The organism is Paraburkholderia sp., assembly GCF_036488795.1.
Classification (GTDB): Bacteria; Pseudomonadota; Gammaproteobacteria; order Burkholderiales; family Burkholderiaceae; genus Paraburkholderia.
The window spans coordinates 1-18,318 of record NZ_DASXHA010000109.1; the positions used below are offsets into that span (position 1 = coordinate 1).

The following is an 18,318-nucleotide window of genomic DNA, read 5'->3' on the forward strand; positions in this document are numbered from 1 at the left end:
GGCTGGGGTGGCGGCTGGCATGGTGGCGGCCACTACCACTGATCGCACTGATCGCACTGATCAAAATGGTTTGAACCGCGCGGCGTGCGCCTTTGATACCCAAGCACACGCCGCGCTCCTGCCATAGCGCTGACGGCATTCCTCACGACCTACGGCAGCGTGCGCCGCCAGCCTGTTTCCGTCACGCCACCTCGCGCTTCGCCCTCCCACGCCCCCAACCTGACCCGCGCGCCCGGCTCGCGTCATGCCCGCGCCACTTCCGCGCCATCTTCGCGTTGCGTGCGCATTTATTGCGCTGCGCTCGTAGTTTCCCGTCTTGACTGCTTCAGCGCCCGCTTTATGCTGGGAGCTTCCACACTCATTACCTGTTTAAATACGCGGGTCGACGCTCCACTCAGCTACAGCGTCGCCGCCATCCGTCCTGCTACGCCCGGCGCGCCGTGTAGTCCGTCGTGTCGATTCGAACAACAATGAAGGAGACGTGATGTTTCATCAATTATTGACCCCCATCGGCAATTCGCTGTTGCCGTCGTTCCTGGTCGCGGCGCTACCGATTCTGGTCGTACTGGTGCTGCTCGGCTGGGCCCGGCGCCCGGCCTGGCAGGCAAGCCTCGCCGGGCTTGTGGTCGGCTTGCTGGTGGCGATCTTCGGCTGGCAGTTTCCGGCTGGCCTTGCGATCAACTCGGTGGTCGCGGGCGCCGTGTTCGCGTGCTGGCCGATCATGTGGATCGTCGTCACCGCGATCCTGCTGTACAACATCGCGCAACGCTCGGGCCGCTTCGCCGCGTTCCGCATGTGGATGATCGACAATCTGCCGAACGACCGGCGCATCGTGCTGGTGGTGATCGGCTTTTCGTTCGGCGCACTGCTCGAAGGCATTTCCGGCTTCGGCACGCCGGTCGCCATCACCAGTTCGCTGCTGATCCTGCTCGGTTTCCCGACGCTCGAAGCGCTGACCTTCACGCTGATCTTCGACACCGCGCCGGTCGCATTCGGCGCGCTCGGCGTGCCGATCACCGTGCTCTCGGCCGTCACTCACCTGCCGGCCGACAGCCTCGCCAAGATGGTCGGGCGTCAGTTGCCGTTCTTCGCGTTCCTGCTGCCGTTCTACGTGATCGCGGTGTATGCGGGTTTCCGCAACATGCTGAAAATCTGGCCGGTGCTGTTCGTTGCGGGCGGCAGCTTCGCCGTCACGCAGTTCCTCGCCTCGAACTACGTCAACTACAGTCTGACCGACGTGCTGTCGTCGCTTGTGTCGCTGATCGTCACGGTCGCGTTCCTGCGCGTCTGGAAACCGGCGGCTGATCCGAAGTTCGCGGTCAACATCGACCGGATCGGCGAAGTGCGCGGCAAGATCAGCGGCACGCAGGGCTGGTATCCATGGATCATCGTGTCGGTGGTCGTGATCGTGTGGACCATCGCCAAGGTCTTCACCATCGGCGACGTCAAGGTGCCGTGGCCGGGCCTCGACAAGGCGGTCTACATCACGCTCTACAACACGCCCTACGGCGCAATCTGGGACTTCCAGCCGCTCGCAACCGGCACCGCAATTCTGGTCGCCGCCATCATCACGGCCTTGCTGGTGCGCATCTCGGTGGCTGAGTTCGGCCGGGCGATCGTCGATACCTGGGTGCAGACGCGCATCGCCATTCTGACGGTGGCGACCATCGTGGGCCTTGCGTATCTGATGAACTATTCGGGGCTGACCTACACGCTCGGGCTGGGCGTCGCCTCGGTGGGCGCGTTCTTTCCGCTGGTGTCGGCCTTCCTCGGCTGGGTGGCCGTGTTCCTGTCCGGCAGCGACACCTCGGGCAACGCGCTGTTCGGCAATCTGCAGGTGGTGGCCGCCAATCAGCTCAACCTGAGTCCGGTGCTGATGGCCGCGACCAACTCATCGGGCGGGGTGATGGGCAAGATGATCTCGCCGCAGAACATCTCCACCGGCGTCGCGACGACCGAGCTCAAAGGCAAGGAAGGCGTGGTGTTCGCGAAGACCTTCAAGCATTCGCTGATCCTGACGATTGCGCTGGGTATCCTCGTGTGGCTGCAGCAGAACTACCTGCAGGGCATGATCCCGCATTGACCCACGCGAGCGGGCCGCGACCCGCTGCGAACCTGTTGCCCACGGGCGCGCCGATCGGCGCGCCCGTTCTGTTTGCGGCCGGGCAACGGCGATCTGTCAATTTTCCTCACATATCCGTGAGAATTGATCGTTTTACCTGAAGGATAACGCCCCTTATCCTTGGCCCCATCCAACGAGGCCCGGCAAGGAATCTTGCTGTTTCATTCCAGCGTGAAACATTCGCGAAAGCGCGCTGTTACCATGGCCTTGCGTCTCGACTCAACTGCGCGCGACGCGCTTTCCATGCACACCAGAAACCTGTTCCAGCTACTCGTCCTCGCTGCCCTGTGGGGCGCGTCATTCCTGTTCATCCGCGTCGGCGTGACCGATTTCGGCGTGGCACCGCTGATGGCGTTGCGCGTCGGCATCGGTGCGCTATTTCTCGTCATCGTGCTGATCGTGCGGCGGCCGCTGCGCGAGGCCGCCACGACGCTGCGCCTGCGCGCGCTGCCGCTGCTGGTGGTGGGCATCCTCAACTCGGCGGCGCCGTTCTGCCTGTTTGCGTACGCAGAGTTGACACTGTCGGCAGGTGTGACTTCCGTTATCAACGCGACCACGCCGCTGTGGGGCGCCCTGGTCGCCTTCCTGTGGCTGAGAGACCGGCTCACCGCGCTGCGCAGCCTCGGCCTCGTAATCGGCTTTCTCGGTGTGCTGATGCTGGTGTGGGACCAGATCGCGACACCGAACGGTGGCGGCGCGACCCCGTTGACGACCGCGCTCGCCGCGGCGGCGGCGCTCGGTGCCACGCTGCTGTACGGCATCGCCGCCAGCTTCACGAAGCGCCACCTGACCGGCGTCGACGCGCTCACCGTCGCGGCCGGCACGATGGTCGGCGCGACCATCGTACTGCTGCCGCTGGCGGTGCTCTACTGGCCGACCACGCCAATCTCGCTGCAGGCCTGGGGCGCCGTGCTCGCGCTCGGCGTCGCCTGCACGGGCGTCGCGTACATGCTGTTCTTCCACCTGATTTCGATCGTCGGGCCGGCGCGTACCATCACCGTGACCTTTGTGATTCCGATCTTCGGCATCCTGTGGGGCACGCTGTTTCTGGGCGAGAGCGTGTCGCCGGGGATGATCGAAGGCTGCGCGGTGATTCTGGCCGGCACCGCGCTCGCAACGGGCGTGGTCAAGCGGATTCCGTGGTTTGGGCCGCGCCGCGGCGCAAACGCGGACACGCACTAGGCGCACTGAACACCGCGCTTTCCCAGTCCGGCTTCGGCAAACCCTCCCCCGCAAAAAAATCGCCCGCGCTCCAGCGGAGCGCGGGCGAAACCGTCGCCCTACGAGGATAGGCGACGGGGCCACCGGGGCCGCGCGCCACGCGCGCAGGCCTTCATCGGGCAAAGCACCGGGTTGTCGGCCGGTACTCGATCAATTTCACTGGGAGCGGCCACGCCAGGAGGCTCGCTGCGTACAGGGTCGTCCATCCGTCCCCATGAGATAGATAAAGCAGCTTCCGTGCCAGACTGAAACTCTCGGGAGACACGAGCGCAAGTCATTGATTGTTATAGAAATCACTTGCGCGCCAGGATTTGGAGAGCCGCTTTGCGGCCCGTTACGACGTAACGTCACGTTACGTGGGGGGCCGCACATCACGACGCCTGGTAGACCCGGGCCGCTTCCGCGCTCGATGCGCGCGTCATTTCACACGGCGTGCCGCCAGGCGCGCTCGCAGGACGGCGGGCTCCGAATCGTGAATCGACAACGCCGCGCCGCACACCAGCGCGAGGACGAGCAGGCTGACGGCCCACATCCAGTAGGGAATGACGTCGAACATGGCCGGTCTCCGTAGTGATGAGTCCGGCCATTCAAGCAAAGTCCGTGCGACCCGGATGGCGAAGCAAACCGGATAACCGGGCGGCCATAAAAAAACCCGCCGGGAACCATCCCAGGCGGGTTTTGACAGCGCGAAGGCCGGTTGGCGGATCAGCGCAGCTGATCAACCACGAGGCTCATGATCTGCTTGGCCTGAGACGACGTGTCGATGGCACCCTTGTCGTCGACGACCGCCACGCGGGTCTGGTCCGGTGTCAACGCACGGACGTTCACGCGGTACACCTTGGCGACCTTCTCGGTCTTGCCGTGGAACACCTGGCTCCAGAAGCCCTGCTCTGCCGAGCTCATGTCCTTCGGATCCACGTAACGCACCGAGTAGATGCCGTGCGCGCGGTCACGCGTGTCGACAGTGAAGTTGCTGCGGTCGAGTGCAATGCCCACCCGAGCCCATGCGCTGTCGTACGCTTCGCCGAGCGTGAGCTCGTCGGACGTGTACTGCGCCGAGGTGGTCGAGGTTGGGCTTGCATCCGGCGCGGCCTGCTGGGCCGACAGCGCGACGTTTTCCGCCGCCGTCTTCGCCGTGGCCGAATTCGCACCGGCCGTGGCGGCGCCAGGGGCGATCTGCGCGCCAGCCGGCGTGAGCGCCGCGGCGCCCGCACCGCTCGTGTCGGCTGTCGTGGTGCGTGCATCGGCCTGTGCCAGCGACGCCATCAGGCGCTTCAGGTATTCGGTTTCGAGACCCGGGTCATTCGGCTTGGGCTGCCACGTGGTCGAGTCGTTGTTCGCGCCGCTCAGGGCTTCCTGCATGCCCTTCTGGCTGATGAACACGTAGGTCCCGCCGTTCGGCGCGGCTTCCAGACGGGTCCGGTACTTGTTGCGCTCCGACGCCACGTAGGAGTTGCCCATGGCCTTGGACAGCGTGTTGCGGATCAGACCGTCGTTGATCTGCGCATGGGTTTCGTTCCAGTCGGTCTCCATCACGCCCTTGTCGCGCTGGTCGATCACGAGGAGGAAGCCCTGTTCCTGCCAGAAACGGCGAACCTGTGCCCAGGCCTGCTCGGGCGTCTTGTTGTCGAGCACGAGCCAGCTTTCGGAGCCGTCGCGCTGGATGTGCATGCCCGTGACGGGCGGCAGGACGTTCAGCGTGTCCGCCGCCGGTGCCTTCGCCTGAACCTGCTGGAGAGCGGATAACGAGGTCTGGCCGCCCTGCGGCGGCAGCGAACGCTGATCGGCCGTCTCGTCGATCAAGTTAGGCGGTACAGCCAACGACGCTTGCTTGGATTTGGAGTCGCTCTTGTAGTCAACCTGGTTCGGCGACGAGGTACCGCAGCCGGCGACCAGCGCGCCTGCCATCAGCAATACTGCATACCGCTTGGTAAGACGAAGATCAGTCATGTTCGGGGAATCCTTCCGCTACGCCACGGCAAGTTTCCGTGGATCAACCCGTTATTTTACCGATCCCGGACGAACATGTGCAAAAAGCGGGTTTGATGATCCCTTTTGGGGTCGATTTCGAGCCAGCTTTGGCTCTGTTCGACGCCAGTTTGACCGGCCGGAAGTTTGATTTTGCGCTCCTGGGCCGAACGGATAACCGGCCTCTCGTGCGGGCGTTCGTGTGCCCGATTGCGCTCGTCGGCTCTCCTTAAAATGACGCGCGCCCCTCCCCTTGCCCAAACGCGCAGCGAACGTGGCCGCGCCTCGATTTAACAATTCACAACGTTCCCCACAACGGCGTCAGAGAGTCCCGACAGAACCGCTATGTCGTTGTTTTGACGGCACCTTCCCGCAATCCCCGCCGGCATATTTTTGATATCTCAGAAGAGCTGGCCGCTCCGTTCCTACATTGATCAGGAAACCTCAGTGATATCTTGAATTGAGGATCTTAAGCAACATTCCCTGGGCCAAGGACGGTATCGAACGTGACCAATTTTTCCCTCTTCCGGCGCGCCGCATTCCCGGCACTGCTGTCAGCCTTCCTTTGCGTCACAGACGCACAAGCCGAACTCGGCGGCACGATGAGCTTCACCGCTGCGGCGCCGGTGTCGCTGCTGAACGGCGCGGCGCGCATGCGCACGAGCGTCGACGCGGGCGGCACGACGATCGACGAATACGCGTCGAGCACCGGCCGGATCTTCGCCTACACGTGGCAAGGACCGACGATGCCCGACCTGCGCGCGCTGCTGGGCCCTTACGACGCCTCATACCGGAGCGGCGCGACCGCCAATCTGGCCGCCGGGCGCGAGCTGCACGCGGCGCGGGTGGCTCGCCCGGACGTGGTAGTCGAGTCGGGGGGCCAGATGCGCAGCTACGTGGGCCGTGCGTGGCTGCCGGACGCGCTACCCGCCGGCGTCACACCTGACGACCTGCACTGACGGAGCGCGCTCATGACGTCAACGAGACTTTTCCTGCTGCTGATCGGCTGCGTGCTTGGCGGTGTCCTCACCGCGTGCGGCGGCGGAGGGGGTGGAAGCGGGTCCAGCGGCGCGGCTGGCTCAGCCGCGGCACCCGCCGCGCCCCCCAACTCGACCGGCACCCCGGCCACGGCCGCCGCGCCGACCAGCCCGCCGGTCATCCCGCAATCCAGCACGCCGAATGTCCAGCCGATTACGGTGAGCGCGGCGCCCGGCCTGACCCGCAACATGCTCACCACCAGCGTCACTATTTGCGTGTCCGGCACCGGCAATTGCGCGACCATCGACAACATTCAGGTCGACACGGGCTCGCAAGGGTTGCGCGTCCTCGCGTCCGCATTGCCGGCCGGGCTGCAACTGGCGGCACTGCCGGCCGGCAACGGCACGGCCGCCGAGTGCGCCGTCTTCGGCAGCGGCTACACGTGGGGCGCGGTGCGCAGCGCGGACGTGCGAATGGCCGGCCAGCTTGCCACGTCAATCCCGATCCAGTTGATCGCCGACCCCGCTGTGCCCACCGTGCCGTCGGATTGCGCAAGCGCGGGCCTCGCCATGCAGAGCGTCAGCGCATTGCGCAGCAACGGCATACTCGGCGTCGGCCTGTTCGCCGCGGATTGCGGCGGCGGTTGCGTCAATGCCGCCCTGCCGCGCTGGTACTACAGTTGCACCACCGGCCGCGCCTGCGAGGCGAGCGCCCAGCCGCTTGACCAGCAGGTCGCGAATCCGGTGAGCGCGTTTGCGCTCGACAACAACGGTGTTGTGATCGACTTGCCGGCGATCGCAGACGCGGGCGCGCCGTCCGTGTCCGGGTCGCTGATCTTCGGTATCGGCACCCAGGCGAACAATGTGCTCGGCGGCGCGACCGTCCTCAAAGCCAACGCACAGAGCGGCTACGTGAGTACCGTCAGCGGCGGCCAGACTTATTCGCGCAGCTACCTCGACAGCGGTTCCAACGCGCTGTTTTTCTCGAACGGCAGCCTGCCGCAATGCGGGCTCTGGTACTGCCCGATTACGCCGCAAGTGCTCAGTGCAGAAATCAGCGGGACGGATGGCACCACCTCGACGCTCGCATTCCAGATAGCGAATGCGCAGACGTTGTTCAACTCATCGAACAACGGGTTCGACAATCTCGCCGGGATTGCCAGCAACAGCTTCGGCTGGGGCTTGCCGTTCTTTTTCGGACGCCGCGTCTATACGGCCATTGAAGCGCGCCTCACCGCCGCGGGCGCCGGGCCGTATTACGCGTTTTGAGCCGGCTGCGACGCGGCAGGCCGACCGATCGGTCGGTGCGATCGGTGCCAACCGGATCGGCCCTCCCGGCATGCCGGAAGGCTGATTCGCTGATTTTGGCGAAACATTCTTCCAGGCGAATACGTCCTTTCGCGCCCGTCGCAACGAATCATCGCTCAGGACAATCAAGGACTTTCTGACAGGGAAAATTCCCAAATTCTCAAGGCAGGCCAAATTGATATGAGCCAACGGCGATAATCCGATTCTTGGCCGACAACGTCTCAATATTGTTAGTCATGCCTATCTTCGCGAATTGAAGTCACGGCCTTGACGCCAGATCAAGACATCTGGTTTTGCCTGTTCTCAAAGAAACCTAAACGATGGTTGAAACCTTCTCGCTCGACGACTTCGAACAGCTCGTCTACTCACAGGCGCACGATCAAGCCGCGCTCCAGTTGATCGCCGCGCTTTTGCTCCTGCATCGCAAACGCGGTGCGCTCGACGGCGACTTCCGTGCGTCGTGCATGGAAGGTTTGCCGCCTGCCCTGCAACGCGAGCGCTTTTGTACGCGCCTCGCGAGCGCCGTATCCACCCTGTTCGCCAACCCGGATTTTCAACTCGACCCGGCTTGCTTCAGCCTGCTGCTGGCCCTGCATGACCTGATCGGCCTCCTGTTCGCGAGCACCGCGTTCGGCAATACCGACCACATCGTCCGGCATCTGAATCCGCGCGGCCCTGCGGACCGACGCTTCCTGCCCGGCGACCGCTTTATCGACAAGCTGTGCGTGCTCTATTCCGTCGAATCGGAACTGGAAATCGACTTCGCCGCGCTTTGGGCGCACGACAAGGTCATGGCCGCGCGCCTCGCGCTCGTCTTGCTGGCGCCGGTGTTCAAGGGCTCGGCCAGCGCGCACGGCAAACGTGAAGCGCTACTGCAATGGCTGCCCGGCAAACTGCAGCAGATCGACGATCTCGACCTCTTGCCCTCAGCGGTGCTGCACAACGCTTATATGTTCTGCAGCTATGCGGATACGCCGCTGCGGCACGCCATCAAACGCGACATCAACGTGCTGGTGCGTCGCAAGCTGGAGCAACTCGGCCTGACGGATCTGCCGGTGCCTCTGCCCGCCGCCGTCCCGAAGCCGCGCCGCCAGAAACCGTTGATGCTCGTCGTGCTGGAATGGTTCACGGGAGCGCACTCGATCTACCGCACCCATTCGCGGACCCTCGAAGCGGCGCGTGAACATTTCGAAGTGGTGGGTTTCGGCTTCGGCTACGCCATCGACGATGCAGGGCGTGCGGTGTTCGACCGTTTCATCGAACTCGCAGAGCCGGACTATATCGGTCAGTGCCTGACCACCATCCGCGACTTTGCGCAAGCCGAACAGCCGGACGTGCTGTATATGCCGAGCGTCGGCATGTTCGTGCTGACGGTGTTCATGTCGAATCTGCGGATCGCGCCGCTGCAGATTGCGGCGCTCGGCCATCCGGCCACCACCCATTCGGACAAGATCGACTACATCAGCGTCGAGGAAGACTACGTAGGCGATCCCGCGTGCTTCAGCGAAGCCCTGCTGAGGCTGCCGAAAGACGGCCAGCCGTACCGGGCCTCGCGTGACCTGCCGGAGATCGAGCGCCGCCTGCTGGAGCCGCGCGACGCCGTGCATGCCATCGTCACCGCAAGCCCCATGAAGCTCAACCCGGCATTTCTCGACGCCTGCCGCCAGATTCAGGAACGCGCCGGAACGCCGGTCAGGTTCCACTTCATGACCGGCAGCGGTGAAGGTCTGGCGCTTTTGCACATGCGCCGCGTGATCGAGGATGCGCTGCCTGGCGCGCTCGTCTACGGCATGCACAACTATGCCGGTTATCTCACGCAAGTCGACCACGCCGATCTGTTTCTCAGTCCGTTCCCGTTCGGCAATACCAACGGTATCGTCGATGCCTTCACGCTGGGCGTGCCGGGCGTGTGCAAGAGGGGCGCGGAAGTTTTCGAGCAGATCGACGGCGCGTTGTTCGAGCGTGCCGGCATGCCCGCATGGACCGCGGCGGCTACCGTCGAAGCCTATGTCGAAGCCGCTGTGCGGATGATCACCCGGCACGACGAACGCGCAGCGCTGCGCCGCCAGCTGATCGAGACGAAGGCTGTCGAGCGGTTCTTTGAAGGACGTCCGGAAGTATTCGGTGAGCGCGTGCTGAAGCTCGTGCGCGAGAATGAAAAACGTGAGGCGCCGACGCCTGAAGCGTCGCTTGAAGGCTGATGAAACGGCACAGCGCCCGCGCCCGGAACGACTGGAACAATTACGACGAGCCGCGCGCGAGCACCTGCTCGAGGGCCATCGAGCGGGCCGCCTCCTCCGCTTCCTCCACCGTATCGAACACGCTGCCCGACACGTGCACCTGGTGCCAGTCGGGCTGATCGCTCTTGTCGCGAAAGATGCGGAAGCGCGCGCAGAACCCGCGTGGATTCACCGGCGTCACGTCGATATCGACCGAGGCGCCCTCTATCTGATGTCTGACGAAACCGTCCATGCCGACCTCCGCAATGCAACACCACGCTGCAACAGAACCTGCTGCTGCAAAAAGCGTAGCACGTGGCGCGCCAGATACGCGGCGTGCGGCCGCCTTACTCGGCGGTGTCGCTGTCGGTGCCTTCGTTGGTTTTCACGAGTGCAGCCGGCGACAGCCAGCGGAACGACGCCAGGTTCAGCCCGGCGAAAGTGCATTCGGCGGCGGCGGCCGTGACGATCTTTTTCGGTTTGACGGGTTTGGCCGGTTTGCCGGCGGCCTGAGGCGCCGAGGCCGCAGAGGCAGCCGAGGCACCTGATACGCCGGACGCAAGCGTCGTTGCCGTCACAGTTGCGGCTGCTCCGCTCGCCGCATTCGCGGCGGTGCCGACGTCGGCATCACTGGCTGCGCGCGCGGCTGTCGCGTGAGCCGCCGAAGCGCCCTTCGGCGCCGCGGCTACCACCGCCTCCGAGGCCGTCTGCATATGCGACAGCGAGGCTTCGACGACGACGCGCGCGCCGCCAATACCCGTACCGGTGTGATCGATGGACAGCTTGCCGACTGACGCCTCCGGGAACTGATCAGCCGGCACCTCGGCCAGTTTGCTGCGCATCAGCTGTTCACACGCGTCCGTATTCTTGTAGACGGCCGTGCACCCCGCGAGCAGCGCGGCAGCGGTCGTTACGCATGCGATACAAAGAGTGCGGATCTTCATTGATGTTCCGATATTCAGGCTGTCGGCATTGTAGCGTACGGTTTGCCACCCACGCACCGGCGCGCCTTTGTGCGGCGGCGGACCGGTTGCTGGCAGAATGGCGGCTTGCCACGGTCGCGAGGTGCTCCGCAGGTTAGCCATGGTCGCCGCCTACCGTCCGTTTCCCTACCCGCCGTACCGATCCGCCCGCATGCTCAGTCTCGTTGCCCTCGCTGTCGGGGCCTTTGCCGCGACCAATATCGACAACCTGTTCGTGCTGCTCGCCTTCGTCGCCGAAGCGCGTGGCCGCACAGGACGCGTGATGGTTGGGCAATACGCCGGCTCGCTCGCGCTGATCGCAATCGCTATCGGGCTTGCCGCCATGCTGACGAGTCTGCCGCCAGGCTATGTCGGCGTGCTGGGAGTACTGCCGATCGGCGTAGGCCTTGCGAAAGCATGGGCTCGCTTCGGCGCGCGCAACCATGCCAACGGCCACGCGGACGACCCCGCACTTGCCGGCAGGTATGCCGGGCCGGGCGCTTCATCATGGTGGACCGTGGCGGGCGTGGCGATCGCCAACGGCTCGGACAATATCGCCGTCTACGTGCCCTTGTACGCGGGGCATTCGCGCGCGGATTGCACGCTGATCACACTGGTGTTTGTCGCGATGATCGGCATCTGGTGCGCCGGGGCCATCTGGCTCGTCAACCATCCGCTGCTGGGTGCACCCATCCGGCGCTACGGCACGGCACTATTGCCGCTGATTTTGCTGGTGATCGGCGCTTCGGTGATCGCGCAGAACAATACGCTGCATGTGCTGTTCGGGCTGTAAGCGCGAGCATGCGGTTTGGGCGGCGCCGCTGCCGCCCGCAACACCTTCGTCGGAAGCGGCGCGTCCGACTGCAAGCATCCCGCTGCAAAGCAGTTTTCGCGCGCCTGACGGCAATGAACGGCAATGAGCGGTCTGTGCGGTCTGAACGGTCTGAGCGGCCATGAAGCGCAAGGACGCCCAAGGAGGCGCAAGACGCCGCCTCCTCAGGGTTACGTCGTTACCATGCAAACGAACCGAAAGCCCGTCGCGTCTAGTTCGCGCTGTCGCGCCGCGCGGCAACTGCAGCCAGCACGAAAGCCACCCCGGCGACGATACCCGCCGCCTGCCAGGGTCGCTCAGCAGCGAAATCCGCGGCGCGGCCCACCGTGTCGCGAACGTGATCGATCGCGGTGCCGGCCGCATCGTCGAAGGTGCTGCGCGCCTGGGCCAGTTGCTTCTGAAGGCGCTTGCGCAACGCCGCCACATCGACATCGCTGTTGTCCCGCAGCGATTGATCCAGATCATCGAGAAGCGCGCGCATTTCGCTTGCCGCGTCGTGTTGCAGATCGCGTGCGCCGACCCGGACGTTGCGCGCGACCCGACGGCCCGTGCGTTGCGCTTCGGAGAAGCCACGTTCGATCTTGCGTTCGGCGTTGTCGGTAAAAGCCATGATGATCAAGCTCCTTATAAGAGTCATGGACGGCCGACGGTGATCCCGTCAGCGAGGCTTTACCTGTTGCGCAACCGACGTGCCAAGTGCCAATGGCCTGGGCGGAGAGCCTTGTTGCACAAGGCGCACGGAGAAATTGCGCGGGTCGCGCCTGGTGCCGCTGCGAATCCGCAGCCGGAAAACCCTACCTGCCAGGGAAGATGAACGATCGATCCGCGCAGGCAAGCCGATGCCACGATGCGCGCCCATCAGGCGCACGATGCAGCACGACCGTCGCGCATGCGCCCTCGTTAATTCGATGCCGGCGGCGGCTGCACGTAAGTCCGGACACCCGCTAGCGGCGAACCGTAACCGCCCGCCTCAACATTGTTCGGCAAACCGTTGACGAGTTGCGCACGCGGGTCGACCGGATTCAGGTTCATTTCGCCGGCCTGCTGATTGCCGTGCGTCGGATATTCACTGCCGCGCGCCGCATTCGGCATCAGCCGCGTGCTGTTCTGCGGCGCGTTCATATCGTCCTGCGGCGAAAGGCCCTGCGCACCTGCTTGCAGCGCAGCGCCTAACGCTGCCACACACAATCCGGCCTGCCATAGCGTTTTCGAGGTTCGTTTCATGTTGCCTCCAACAAGGTGAAGTGGTCGCGTGCGGTCCGCGCCTTGCCCGCCGGAAAAGCCCGGGCACCATCCAGCAGCATAGACGAGCGGCGCCCGTCTTGCTGCCTCGCGCACAGTCCTCACAGCACGTATACGCAGGCTTGCCGCACATGGTTTCAACGGCCCGATGCGAATTGACAAGCCACCTCATTGGACACGTTTCAGCGCCGTTTCAGGGGAGCGATCAGCGGCGAAAAAACTGGTTTTCCGGCCGCGGCAGCCCGAGATTTTCACGCAACGTGGCGCCCTCGTATTCACGCCGGAAAATGCCCCTGCGCTGCAATTCGGGAACCACCTTGTCGACGAAATCATCCAGGCCGCCCGGCAAATGCGAAAACATCACGTTGAAGCCGTCCGAGCCCTCTTCGACGAGCCATTGTTCCATCTGATCGGCGATCATCGCGGGTGTGCCGACCATCTCCAGCCCCGAATAGCCACCCACGCGCTGCGCGAGTTGCCGGATCGTCAGGTTTTCCCGTTGCGCCCACTCGACCACGCGTTCGCGGCTGGTGCGGCTCGCGTTGCTTTCAGGAATCTCCGGCAGCGGACCGTCCGGATCGAATCCCGACACGTCGTGCCCCAAGGCGATTGAAAGCGATGCGATGCCGCTCTCGTAATGCACGAAAGTGTCCAGCAGGGCGCGCTTTTCCAGCGCTTCGTCACGCGTGTCGCCCACCACGACAAACGCGGCGGGCAGCACTTTCAGATGATCGCGAGCGCGTCCGAGCTTTTCCATGCGCCCTTTTACGTCTGCATAAAAGCGTTGGCCCTGGGCGAGCGTGGTCTGCGCAGTGAAGACTGCTTCGGCGGTTTCAGCGGCAATCTGCCGGCCCGCCTCCGACGATCCCGCCTGCACGATCACGGGCCAGCCCTGCACCGGCCGCGCGATGTTGAGCGGTCCACGCACCGAAAAATACTCGCCCTTGTGATCGAGCACGTGCAGCTTGTCCGGATCGAAGAAGATGCCGGACTGCACGTCGCGAATCAGCGCGTCGTCGGCCCAGCTGTCCCACAGCCCGGTGACGACGTCGAAAAACTCCCGCGCGCGGCGATAGCGTTCGTCGTGTTCGACGTGCTCTTCCAGGCCGAAGTTGAGCGCCGCATCCGGATTCGAAGTCGTCACGATATTCCAGCCCGCGCGCCCGCCGCTAATGTGATCGAGCGAGGCAAAGCGGCGCGCAAGGTGATACGGCGCCTCGAAGGTGGTCGAGCCCGTGGCGATCAGACCAAGCCGCTCGGTCACTGCGGCAAGCGCGGGCAACAGTGTCATCGGTTCGAACGACGTCACCGTATGGCTGCGCTTGAGCGCCTGCACCGGCATATTGAGCACGGCGAGGTGATCGGCCATGAAGAACGCATCGAACTTGCCGCGCTCGAGTGTCTGCGCGAATCGCTTCATATGCGCGAAGTTGAAGTTCGCATCCGGCCAGGCGCCAGGATAGCGCCATGCGCCGGTATGAATCGTCACAGGACGCATGAAAGCGCCAAGGCGCAACTGGCGTGGCGGGCGTGGCTGGGTTGACATGCAGGGCTCTCCGCTGGAATCGAAGCAAACGCATCGCGGCACCGGCGATGCAAAGTAGGCAATCCGCTGTTGCGTCACCATGCGACGAATGGCTCGTCAGCCATCAGCGGACTCGCGAAATACCATACGCTGAATCCGCGGCGCTTGCAGGCGGCGTGCAAAGTGCACCGCAAGCGCTTATCGTTACGCCTACCGCCGGCCGCTTCACGGTCCCAATGAACCCATAACAAAAGCCATGACCCACTCGTCCGCTTCGCCGCTTCGCACCTTGCGACACACCTTCGTTGGCCTGTCCGCCGCGCTTTTTCTGGCAGCCTGTGCCTCGGCCCCGCCCAGCTCCGCCGCGCTTGACGCCGCCGCAGCCGGCCCGCAACGCAGCGCGACGGCCAAAGCGCGCGACGTCTATCGCCATCCGCAAGCCACGCTGCAATTCTTCGAAATCGCCCCGACGCAAACGGTAGTGGAAATCGCGCCGGGCGGCGGCTGGTATACGGACATACTCGCGCCCTACCTGCACGATCACGGCACGCTTTACGAAGCGGAATACGACAGCCCGTCCGCCGCGAATCTCGCCGAGGAGCAGGCCGGCCGCGCGGCATTCTCGCGCAAGCTCGCGGCCAATCCCGCCATCTATGGCAACGTGGTCGTCGGCACCCTACGCGCGGGCCAGTTCAGCGGCTTCCCCGCGAGCGGCAACGTCGACCGCGTCTTCACGTTCCGCAATATCCACAACTGGATCAAGGACGGCCAGCTCGACGCAAACCTGCAGGCCTTTTATCGCGCGCTCAAACCGGGCGGCATGCTGGGCGTCGAAGAACATCGTGCGGCACCCGGCACGTCGCTGCAGCAGATGATCGACAGCGGCTACGTGACCGAAGCCTATGTGATCGAACATGCCCGCGCGGCCGGCTTCCAGCTCGCCGGCAGCAGCGAGATCAACAGCAACCCGCGCGATACCAAGGATTATCCGCATGGCGTGTGGTCTCTGCCGCCGACCTACGAAGGCGGTGACCTCGACCGCGCACGCTTCGCCGCGATTGGCGAATCGGACCGGATGACGCTGCGCTTCGTCAAGCCTGCCCAGTAAAGGTCAAGGCGGCCTTTTGCAGGCCGTCCGGTGCACGCCTTAAAGTCCAAATCGCTGGCGCCGATTTCCTTGTGATCTTTCATTGGTTCGCGAACCGGCAGTCTTTCTTTACATTGAGCGGGTTATACACCGTCAATTGCAAGACCCGGGGAGATCACCTATGAAGCGGTTCTGGAATCGTGCGCTGGGCCGGCTGGCCATCCTGGCGTCGGGCGTGGCCACGATCGCGGCGGCGCACGCCGCGACGCCGCCGGAGATCCGTGTCGACTATGCGTATTACTCGCCTGAGAGTCTCGTGATCAAGCGCTATGGCTGGCTTGAGGACGAATTCAAGCCCGACCATGCCCAGATCAAATGGGTCCTGAGTCTGGGCAGCAACCGCGCGCTCGAATATCTGAACAGCGGTGCCATCGATATCGGCTCCACCGCCGGACTGGCTGCTGTGCTCGGCAAGGCCAACGGCAATCCGATCAGAACCGTCTACATTTTTTCGCGTCCTGAATGGACCGCGCTGGTCGTACGGAAGGATTCGCCCATCAAGACGCTTGCCGATCTGAAGGGCAAGAAGATCGCCGCGACCAAAGGCACCGATCCGTTCCTCTTCACGCTGCGCGCGCTGCAGACCGTGGGCTTGACGCGCGACGACGTCGAGCTGGTGAACCTGCAGCATCCGGACGGCCGTACAGCTTTGGCGAACGGCCAGGTGGATGCATGGGCGGGACTCGATCCGCATATGGCGGCCGCGCAGATCGACGACGGCGACCGTCTGTTGTACCGCAACGTCGACTTCAATACCTACGGTTTTCTGAACGCACGCGAGGCATTCCTGCAGCAGTATCCGGAGACTGTCGCGCGCGTGCTGAAGGTGTATGAAAAGGCACGCGTGTGGATCGTCGCCCATCCGGACGATGCCGCCAGAATTGTCGCAGAGGAATCCAAAGTTTCGCTGCCTGTGGCAAAACTGCAATTGCAGCGCAACGACTTTAGCCAGCCGGTGCCCGGCGCGCAGCAGATTGCGGCGCTCAAGGCCGCCGCCCCGATTCTCGTCGACGAACAGCTGGTCAAGCCCGGCACGGATCTGCCTCACGTGATCGACGCGCTGGTCGATTCGCAAGTCGCGCAACCCGTGGTCACCGCTGCCCGCGCGCAGTGAGCGTCAATGATGGCCTCAGCTTCTGATGAATCGTTGCCGTTCGATGCCGCCGACGCAGCACGCTTGACCATGCAGGTGCAGTTAGAGAATCATGCCAGCAAGCGGCCCCAGGGTGACGCTTTGCGCCGCTGGCGTATGGCTGGTCTGTTGCTGCCGGTGGCGCTGCTTGCGCTGATCGAAGTACTGGTGCGCACCGAAGTCGTACCCGATCATCTGCTGCCAGCGCCGTCGACGATTGCACAGACGCTCTGGCAAATGGGGGCTGCCCGCCTGTTCCGTCATATCGCGGCGAGCACCGCGCGTGTATTCGCGGGCTTCGGCATCGGCGCCACGCTTGCGCTTCTGCTGGGCGCGGCAATGGGTCTGAGCCGCCGTCTCGAAGCATTGCTGGAGCCCTGTTTTCAGGCACTCCGCTCGATACCCTCGCTCGCATGGGTGCCCGTTTTGCTGCTTTGGATGGGCATTGACGAGGCGCCCAAAATTACGCTGATTGCAATCGGCGCTTTCTTTCCCGTTCATCTGAGCGTGGTGGCCGGCATTCGCGGCGTGGATCGAAAGCTGCTTGAGCTTGGCGCGATCTACCGGCTCAGTCCTGCCGCCCTGTTCCGACGTATTCTGTTGCCCGCGGCGTTGCCGCAAATCTTTACCGGCCTGCGCACGGGTTTGAGTCTTGCATGGATGTTCATGGTCGCCGCCGAACTGATCGCCGCGACGCGCGGCCTCGGCTACATGCTGAGCGACGGTCGCGAAACCGGCCGTCCCGATCTGGTATTCGGCGCGATCCTGCTGCTGGCGGTGCTTGGCAAGCTCACGGATGGCGCGCTACGCTGGCTCGAACATCGCGTGCTCGGCTGGCGCGATGCCTTCGACGAAGCCGCGCGCGCGGGAGACTCGCCATGAACTCGACCGGGCGCCCCACCCTGCTCGACGTGCGCGTCGAGGCCAAACGGTATGAAGCGCGCACCGTGCTCGATCATCTGTCGTTGCGCATCGGTCGCGGCGAAATCGTGAGTCTGGTCGGCCCGAGCGGCTGCGGCAAGAGCACCCTGCTGCGGATCGTCGCCGGACTGGATCGACGCTACGCGGGCGAAGTGCGCATCGACGGCGCGCCGCAACACGGACCGTCGCCACAGATCGGCGTGATCTTTCAGGAACCGCGCCTGCTGCCATGGCTAACGGTCGCGGAGAACATCGGCTTCGATGCGGGCCGTCAGGGCGGCCGCGATCCCCGCGTCAAGCAGTTGCTGGCCGAGGTCGGCCTCACGGGTCTCGAACATGCGCTACCCAAAGCCCTTTCAGGCGGAATGGCACAGCGCGTCGCAATTGCGCGCGGCCTGTTCTCGCAACCGGATCTGCTTCTGCTCGACGAACCGTTCAGCGCCGTCGATGCCATGACGCGTATGCGTCTGCAGGCGTTGCTGCTCGCCGTGGCACATGCACACGGCACCGCTGCCCTGCTCGTCACTCACGATCTTGACGAAGCACTGTACCTGAGCGACCGCGTGCTGCTGATGGCCGCATCGCCCGGGCGCATCGAACGCGAATATCGCGTCGCCCGGCCGCGTCCGCGCGACCGGCGCGACCCGATACTCACCGATCTGCGCGCACAACTGCTGGAGCGGCTCGACGCATTCGCAGCACATTGAAGCGCCGCGCGCCAACAGGGCGTATTGCGCTTCCT

At 64.2% G+C, this 18,318-nt stretch carries 18 protein-coding genes; 11 read left to right on the top strand and 7 right to left on the bottom strand.

Going from position 1 to position 18,318, the window contains the following annotated elements:
• The first annotated feature begins 484 nt into the window (after nt 1-484).
• The gene (locus VGH41_RS16075) at nt 485-2,083 is read left to right on the top strand and encodes an L-lactate permease (RefSeq protein ID WP_331598469.1); all 1,599 of its coding nucleotides are present in this window, start codon (nt 485-487) and stop codon (nt 2,081-2,083) included.
• Between the two features lie 282 nt (nt 2,084-2,365).
• Entirely contained in the window at nt 2,366-3,304 is a 939-nt protein-coding gene (locus VGH41_RS16080) for a DMT family transporter (RefSeq protein WP_331598470.1), read from the top strand.
• Between the two features lie 457 nt (nt 3,305-3,761).
• Here VGH41_RS16080 and VGH41_RS16085 read toward each other — a convergent pair whose 3' ends face one another.
• On the bottom strand, nt 3,762-3,899 hold the full coding sequence (locus VGH41_RS16085; RefSeq protein WP_331598471.1) for a hypothetical protein: 138 nt from the start codon (nt 3,897-3,899) through the stop codon (nt 3,762-3,764).
• 149 nt (nt 3,900-4,048) lie between these two features.
• Nucleotides 4,049-5,293: an outer membrane protein assembly factor BamC gene (gene bamC / locus VGH41_RS16090; protein WP_331598473.1), complete on the bottom strand. Its 1,245-nt coding sequence runs from the start codon at nt 5,291-5,293 to the stop codon at nt 4,049-4,051.
• Between the two features lie 38 nt (nt 5,294-5,331).
• Between bamC and VGH41_RS16095 the strand changes: the two genes are divergently transcribed.
• From VGH41_RS16095 to VGH41_RS16110, 4 genes are all read left to right on the top strand, one after another.
• A complete protein-coding gene (locus VGH41_RS16095; protein WP_331598474.1) occupies nt 5,332-5,544 on the top strand; it encodes a hypothetical protein in 213 nt (70 codons plus the stop codon).
• 273 nt (nt 5,545-5,817) lie between these two features.
• Nucleotides 5,818-6,270, top strand: a complete 453-nt coding sequence (locus VGH41_RS16100) for a DUF2844 domain-containing protein (protein ID WP_414696670.1) — start codon at nt 5,818-5,820, stop codon at nt 6,268-6,270.
• A 12-nt stretch (nt 6,271-6,282) separates the two neighbouring features.
• Nucleotides 6,283-7,557: a DUF3443 domain-containing protein gene (locus VGH41_RS16105; protein ID WP_331598475.1), complete on the top strand. Its 1,275-nt coding sequence runs from the start codon at nt 6,283-6,285 to the stop codon at nt 7,555-7,557.
• 359 nt (nt 7,558-7,916) lie between these two features.
• On the top strand, nt 7,917-9,797 hold the full coding sequence (locus tag VGH41_RS16110; protein ID WP_331598476.1) for a glycosyl transferase family 1: 1,881 nt from the start codon (nt 7,917-7,919) through the stop codon (nt 9,795-9,797).
• A gap of 40 nt (nt 9,798-9,837) precedes the next feature.
• On the opposite strand, the gene VGH41_RS16115 is transcribed toward VGH41_RS16110, so the two are convergent.
• Together VGH41_RS16115 and VGH41_RS16120 are read right to left on the bottom strand one after the other, a co-directional pair.
• On the bottom strand, nt 9,838-10,068 hold the full coding sequence (locus tag VGH41_RS16115; RefSeq protein ID WP_331598478.1) for a hypothetical protein: 231 nt from the start codon (nt 10,066-10,068) through the stop codon (nt 9,838-9,840).
• A 94-nt stretch (nt 10,069-10,162) separates the two neighbouring features.
• On the bottom strand, nt 10,163-10,759 hold the full coding sequence (locus VGH41_RS16120) for a hypothetical protein (RefSeq protein ID WP_331598479.1): 597 nt from the start codon (nt 10,757-10,759) through the stop codon (nt 10,163-10,165).
• A gap of 190 nt (nt 10,760-10,949) precedes the next feature.
• On the opposite strand from VGH41_RS16120, the gene VGH41_RS16125 reads away from it, so the two are divergent.
• Nucleotides 10,950-11,570 carry a cadmium resistance transporter gene (locus VGH41_RS16125; RefSeq protein ID WP_331598481.1) on the top strand — a complete coding sequence of 207 codons (621 nt, stop codon included), beginning with the start codon at nt 10,950-10,952 and terminating at the stop codon, nt 11,568-11,570.
• 250 nt (nt 11,571-11,820) lie between these two features.
• Here VGH41_RS16125 and VGH41_RS16130 read toward each other — a convergent pair whose 3' ends face one another.
• The 3 genes from VGH41_RS16130 to VGH41_RS16140 form a co-directional block, all read right to left on the bottom strand.
• Nucleotides 11,821-12,219 carry a DUF883 family protein gene (locus VGH41_RS16130; RefSeq protein WP_331598482.1) on the bottom strand — a complete coding sequence of 133 codons (399 nt, stop codon included), beginning with the start codon at nt 12,217-12,219 and terminating at the stop codon, nt 11,821-11,823.
• A 290-nt stretch (nt 12,220-12,509) separates the two neighbouring features.
• Entirely contained in the window at nt 12,510-12,833 is a 324-nt protein-coding gene (locus VGH41_RS16135) for a hypothetical protein (RefSeq protein ID WP_331598483.1), read from the bottom strand.
• 223 nt (nt 12,834-13,056) lie between these two features.
• Complete coding sequence (locus tag VGH41_RS16140; protein WP_331598484.1) at nt 13,057-14,397, bottom strand: LLM class flavin-dependent oxidoreductase; 1,341 nt, start codon at nt 14,395-14,397, stop codon at nt 13,057-13,059.
• Nucleotides 14,398-14,632: 235 nt separating this feature from the next.
• Here VGH41_RS16140 and VGH41_RS16145 point away from each other — a divergent pair, with 235 nt between their 5' ends.
• From VGH41_RS16145 to VGH41_RS16160, 4 genes are all read left to right on the top strand, one after another.
• Entirely contained in the window at nt 14,633-15,484 is an 852-nt protein-coding gene (locus tag VGH41_RS16145) for a methyltransferase (RefSeq protein WP_331598485.1), read from the top strand.
• A 160-nt stretch (nt 15,485-15,644) separates the two neighbouring features.
• Entirely contained in the window at nt 15,645-16,637 is a 993-nt protein-coding gene (locus tag VGH41_RS16150; protein WP_331598486.1) for an aliphatic sulfonate ABC transporter substrate-binding protein, read from the top strand.
• 69 nt (nt 16,638-16,706) lie between these two features.
• On the top strand, nt 16,707-17,537 hold the full coding sequence (locus VGH41_RS16155) for an ABC transporter permease (RefSeq protein ID WP_331598503.1): 831 nt from the start codon (nt 16,707-16,709) through the stop codon (nt 17,535-17,537).
• Complete coding sequence (locus VGH41_RS16160; RefSeq protein WP_331598487.1) at nt 17,534-18,283, top strand: ABC transporter ATP-binding protein; 750 nt, start codon at nt 17,534-17,536, stop codon at nt 18,281-18,283. Before VGH41_RS16155 ends, VGH41_RS16160 begins: the two co-directional genes overlap by 4 nt.
• The last annotated feature ends 35 nt before the right edge of the window (nt 18,284-18,318 follow it).

What these genes read in the sequence shown, in the direction of transcription:
- VGH41_RS16080 (WP_331598470.1), top strand. Translation starts at nt 2,366, where the DNA reads ATGCACACCAGAAACCTGTTCCAGCTACTCGTCCTCGCTGCCCTGTGG.
- VGH41_RS16085 (WP_331598471.1), bottom strand. Translation starts at nt 3,899, where the DNA reads ATGTTCGACGTCATTCCCTACTGGATGTGGGCCGTCAGCCTGCTCGTC.
- VGH41_RS16140 (WP_331598484.1), bottom strand. Translation starts at nt 14,397, where the DNA reads ATGTCAACCCAGCCACGCCCGCCACGCCAGTTGCGCCTTGGCGCTTTC.
- VGH41_RS16135 (WP_331598483.1), bottom strand. Translation starts at nt 12,833, where the DNA reads ATGAAACGAACCTCGAAAACGCTATGGCAGGCCGGATTGTGTGTGGCA.
- VGH41_RS16125 (WP_331598481.1), top strand. Translation starts at nt 10,950, where the DNA reads ATGCTCAGTCTCGTTGCCCTCGCTGTCGGGGCCTTTGCCGCGACCAAT.
- VGH41_RS16120 (WP_331598479.1), bottom strand. Translation starts at nt 10,759, where the DNA reads ATGAAGATCCGCACTCTTTGTATCGCATGCGTAACGACCGCTGCCGCG.
- VGH41_RS16075 (WP_331598469.1), top strand. Translation starts at nt 485, where the DNA reads ATGTTTCATCAATTATTGACCCCCATCGGCAATTCGCTGTTGCCGTCG.
- VGH41_RS16150 (WP_331598486.1), top strand. Translation starts at nt 15,645, where the DNA reads ATGAAGCGGTTCTGGAATCGTGCGCTGGGCCGGCTGGCCATCCTGGCG.
- VGH41_RS16110 (WP_331598476.1), top strand. Translation starts at nt 7,917, where the DNA reads ATGGTTGAAACCTTCTCGCTCGACGACTTCGAACAGCTCGTCTACTCA.
- VGH41_RS16115 (WP_331598478.1), bottom strand. Translation starts at nt 10,068, where the DNA reads ATGGACGGTTTCGTCAGACATCAGATAGAGGGCGCCTCGGTCGATATC.
- VGH41_RS16145 (WP_331598485.1), top strand. Translation starts at nt 14,633, where the DNA reads ATGACCCACTCGTCCGCTTCGCCGCTTCGCACCTTGCGACACACCTTC.
- VGH41_RS16130 (WP_331598482.1), bottom strand. Translation starts at nt 12,219, where the DNA reads ATGGCTTTTACCGACAACGCCGAACGCAAGATCGAACGTGGCTTCTCC.
- VGH41_RS16105 (WP_331598475.1), top strand. Translation starts at nt 6,283, where the DNA reads ATGACGTCAACGAGACTTTTCCTGCTGCTGATCGGCTGCGTGCTTGGC.
- VGH41_RS16155 (WP_331598503.1), top strand. Translation starts at nt 16,707, where the DNA reads ATGCAGGTGCAGTTAGAGAATCATGCCAGCAAGCGGCCCCAGGGTGAC.
- bamC (WP_331598473.1), bottom strand. Translation starts at nt 5,293, where the DNA reads ATGACTGATCTTCGTCTTACCAAGCGGTATGCAGTATTGCTGATGGCA.
- VGH41_RS16160 (WP_331598487.1), top strand. Translation starts at nt 17,534, where the DNA reads ATGAACTCGACCGGGCGCCCCACCCTGCTCGACGTGCGCGTCGAGGCC.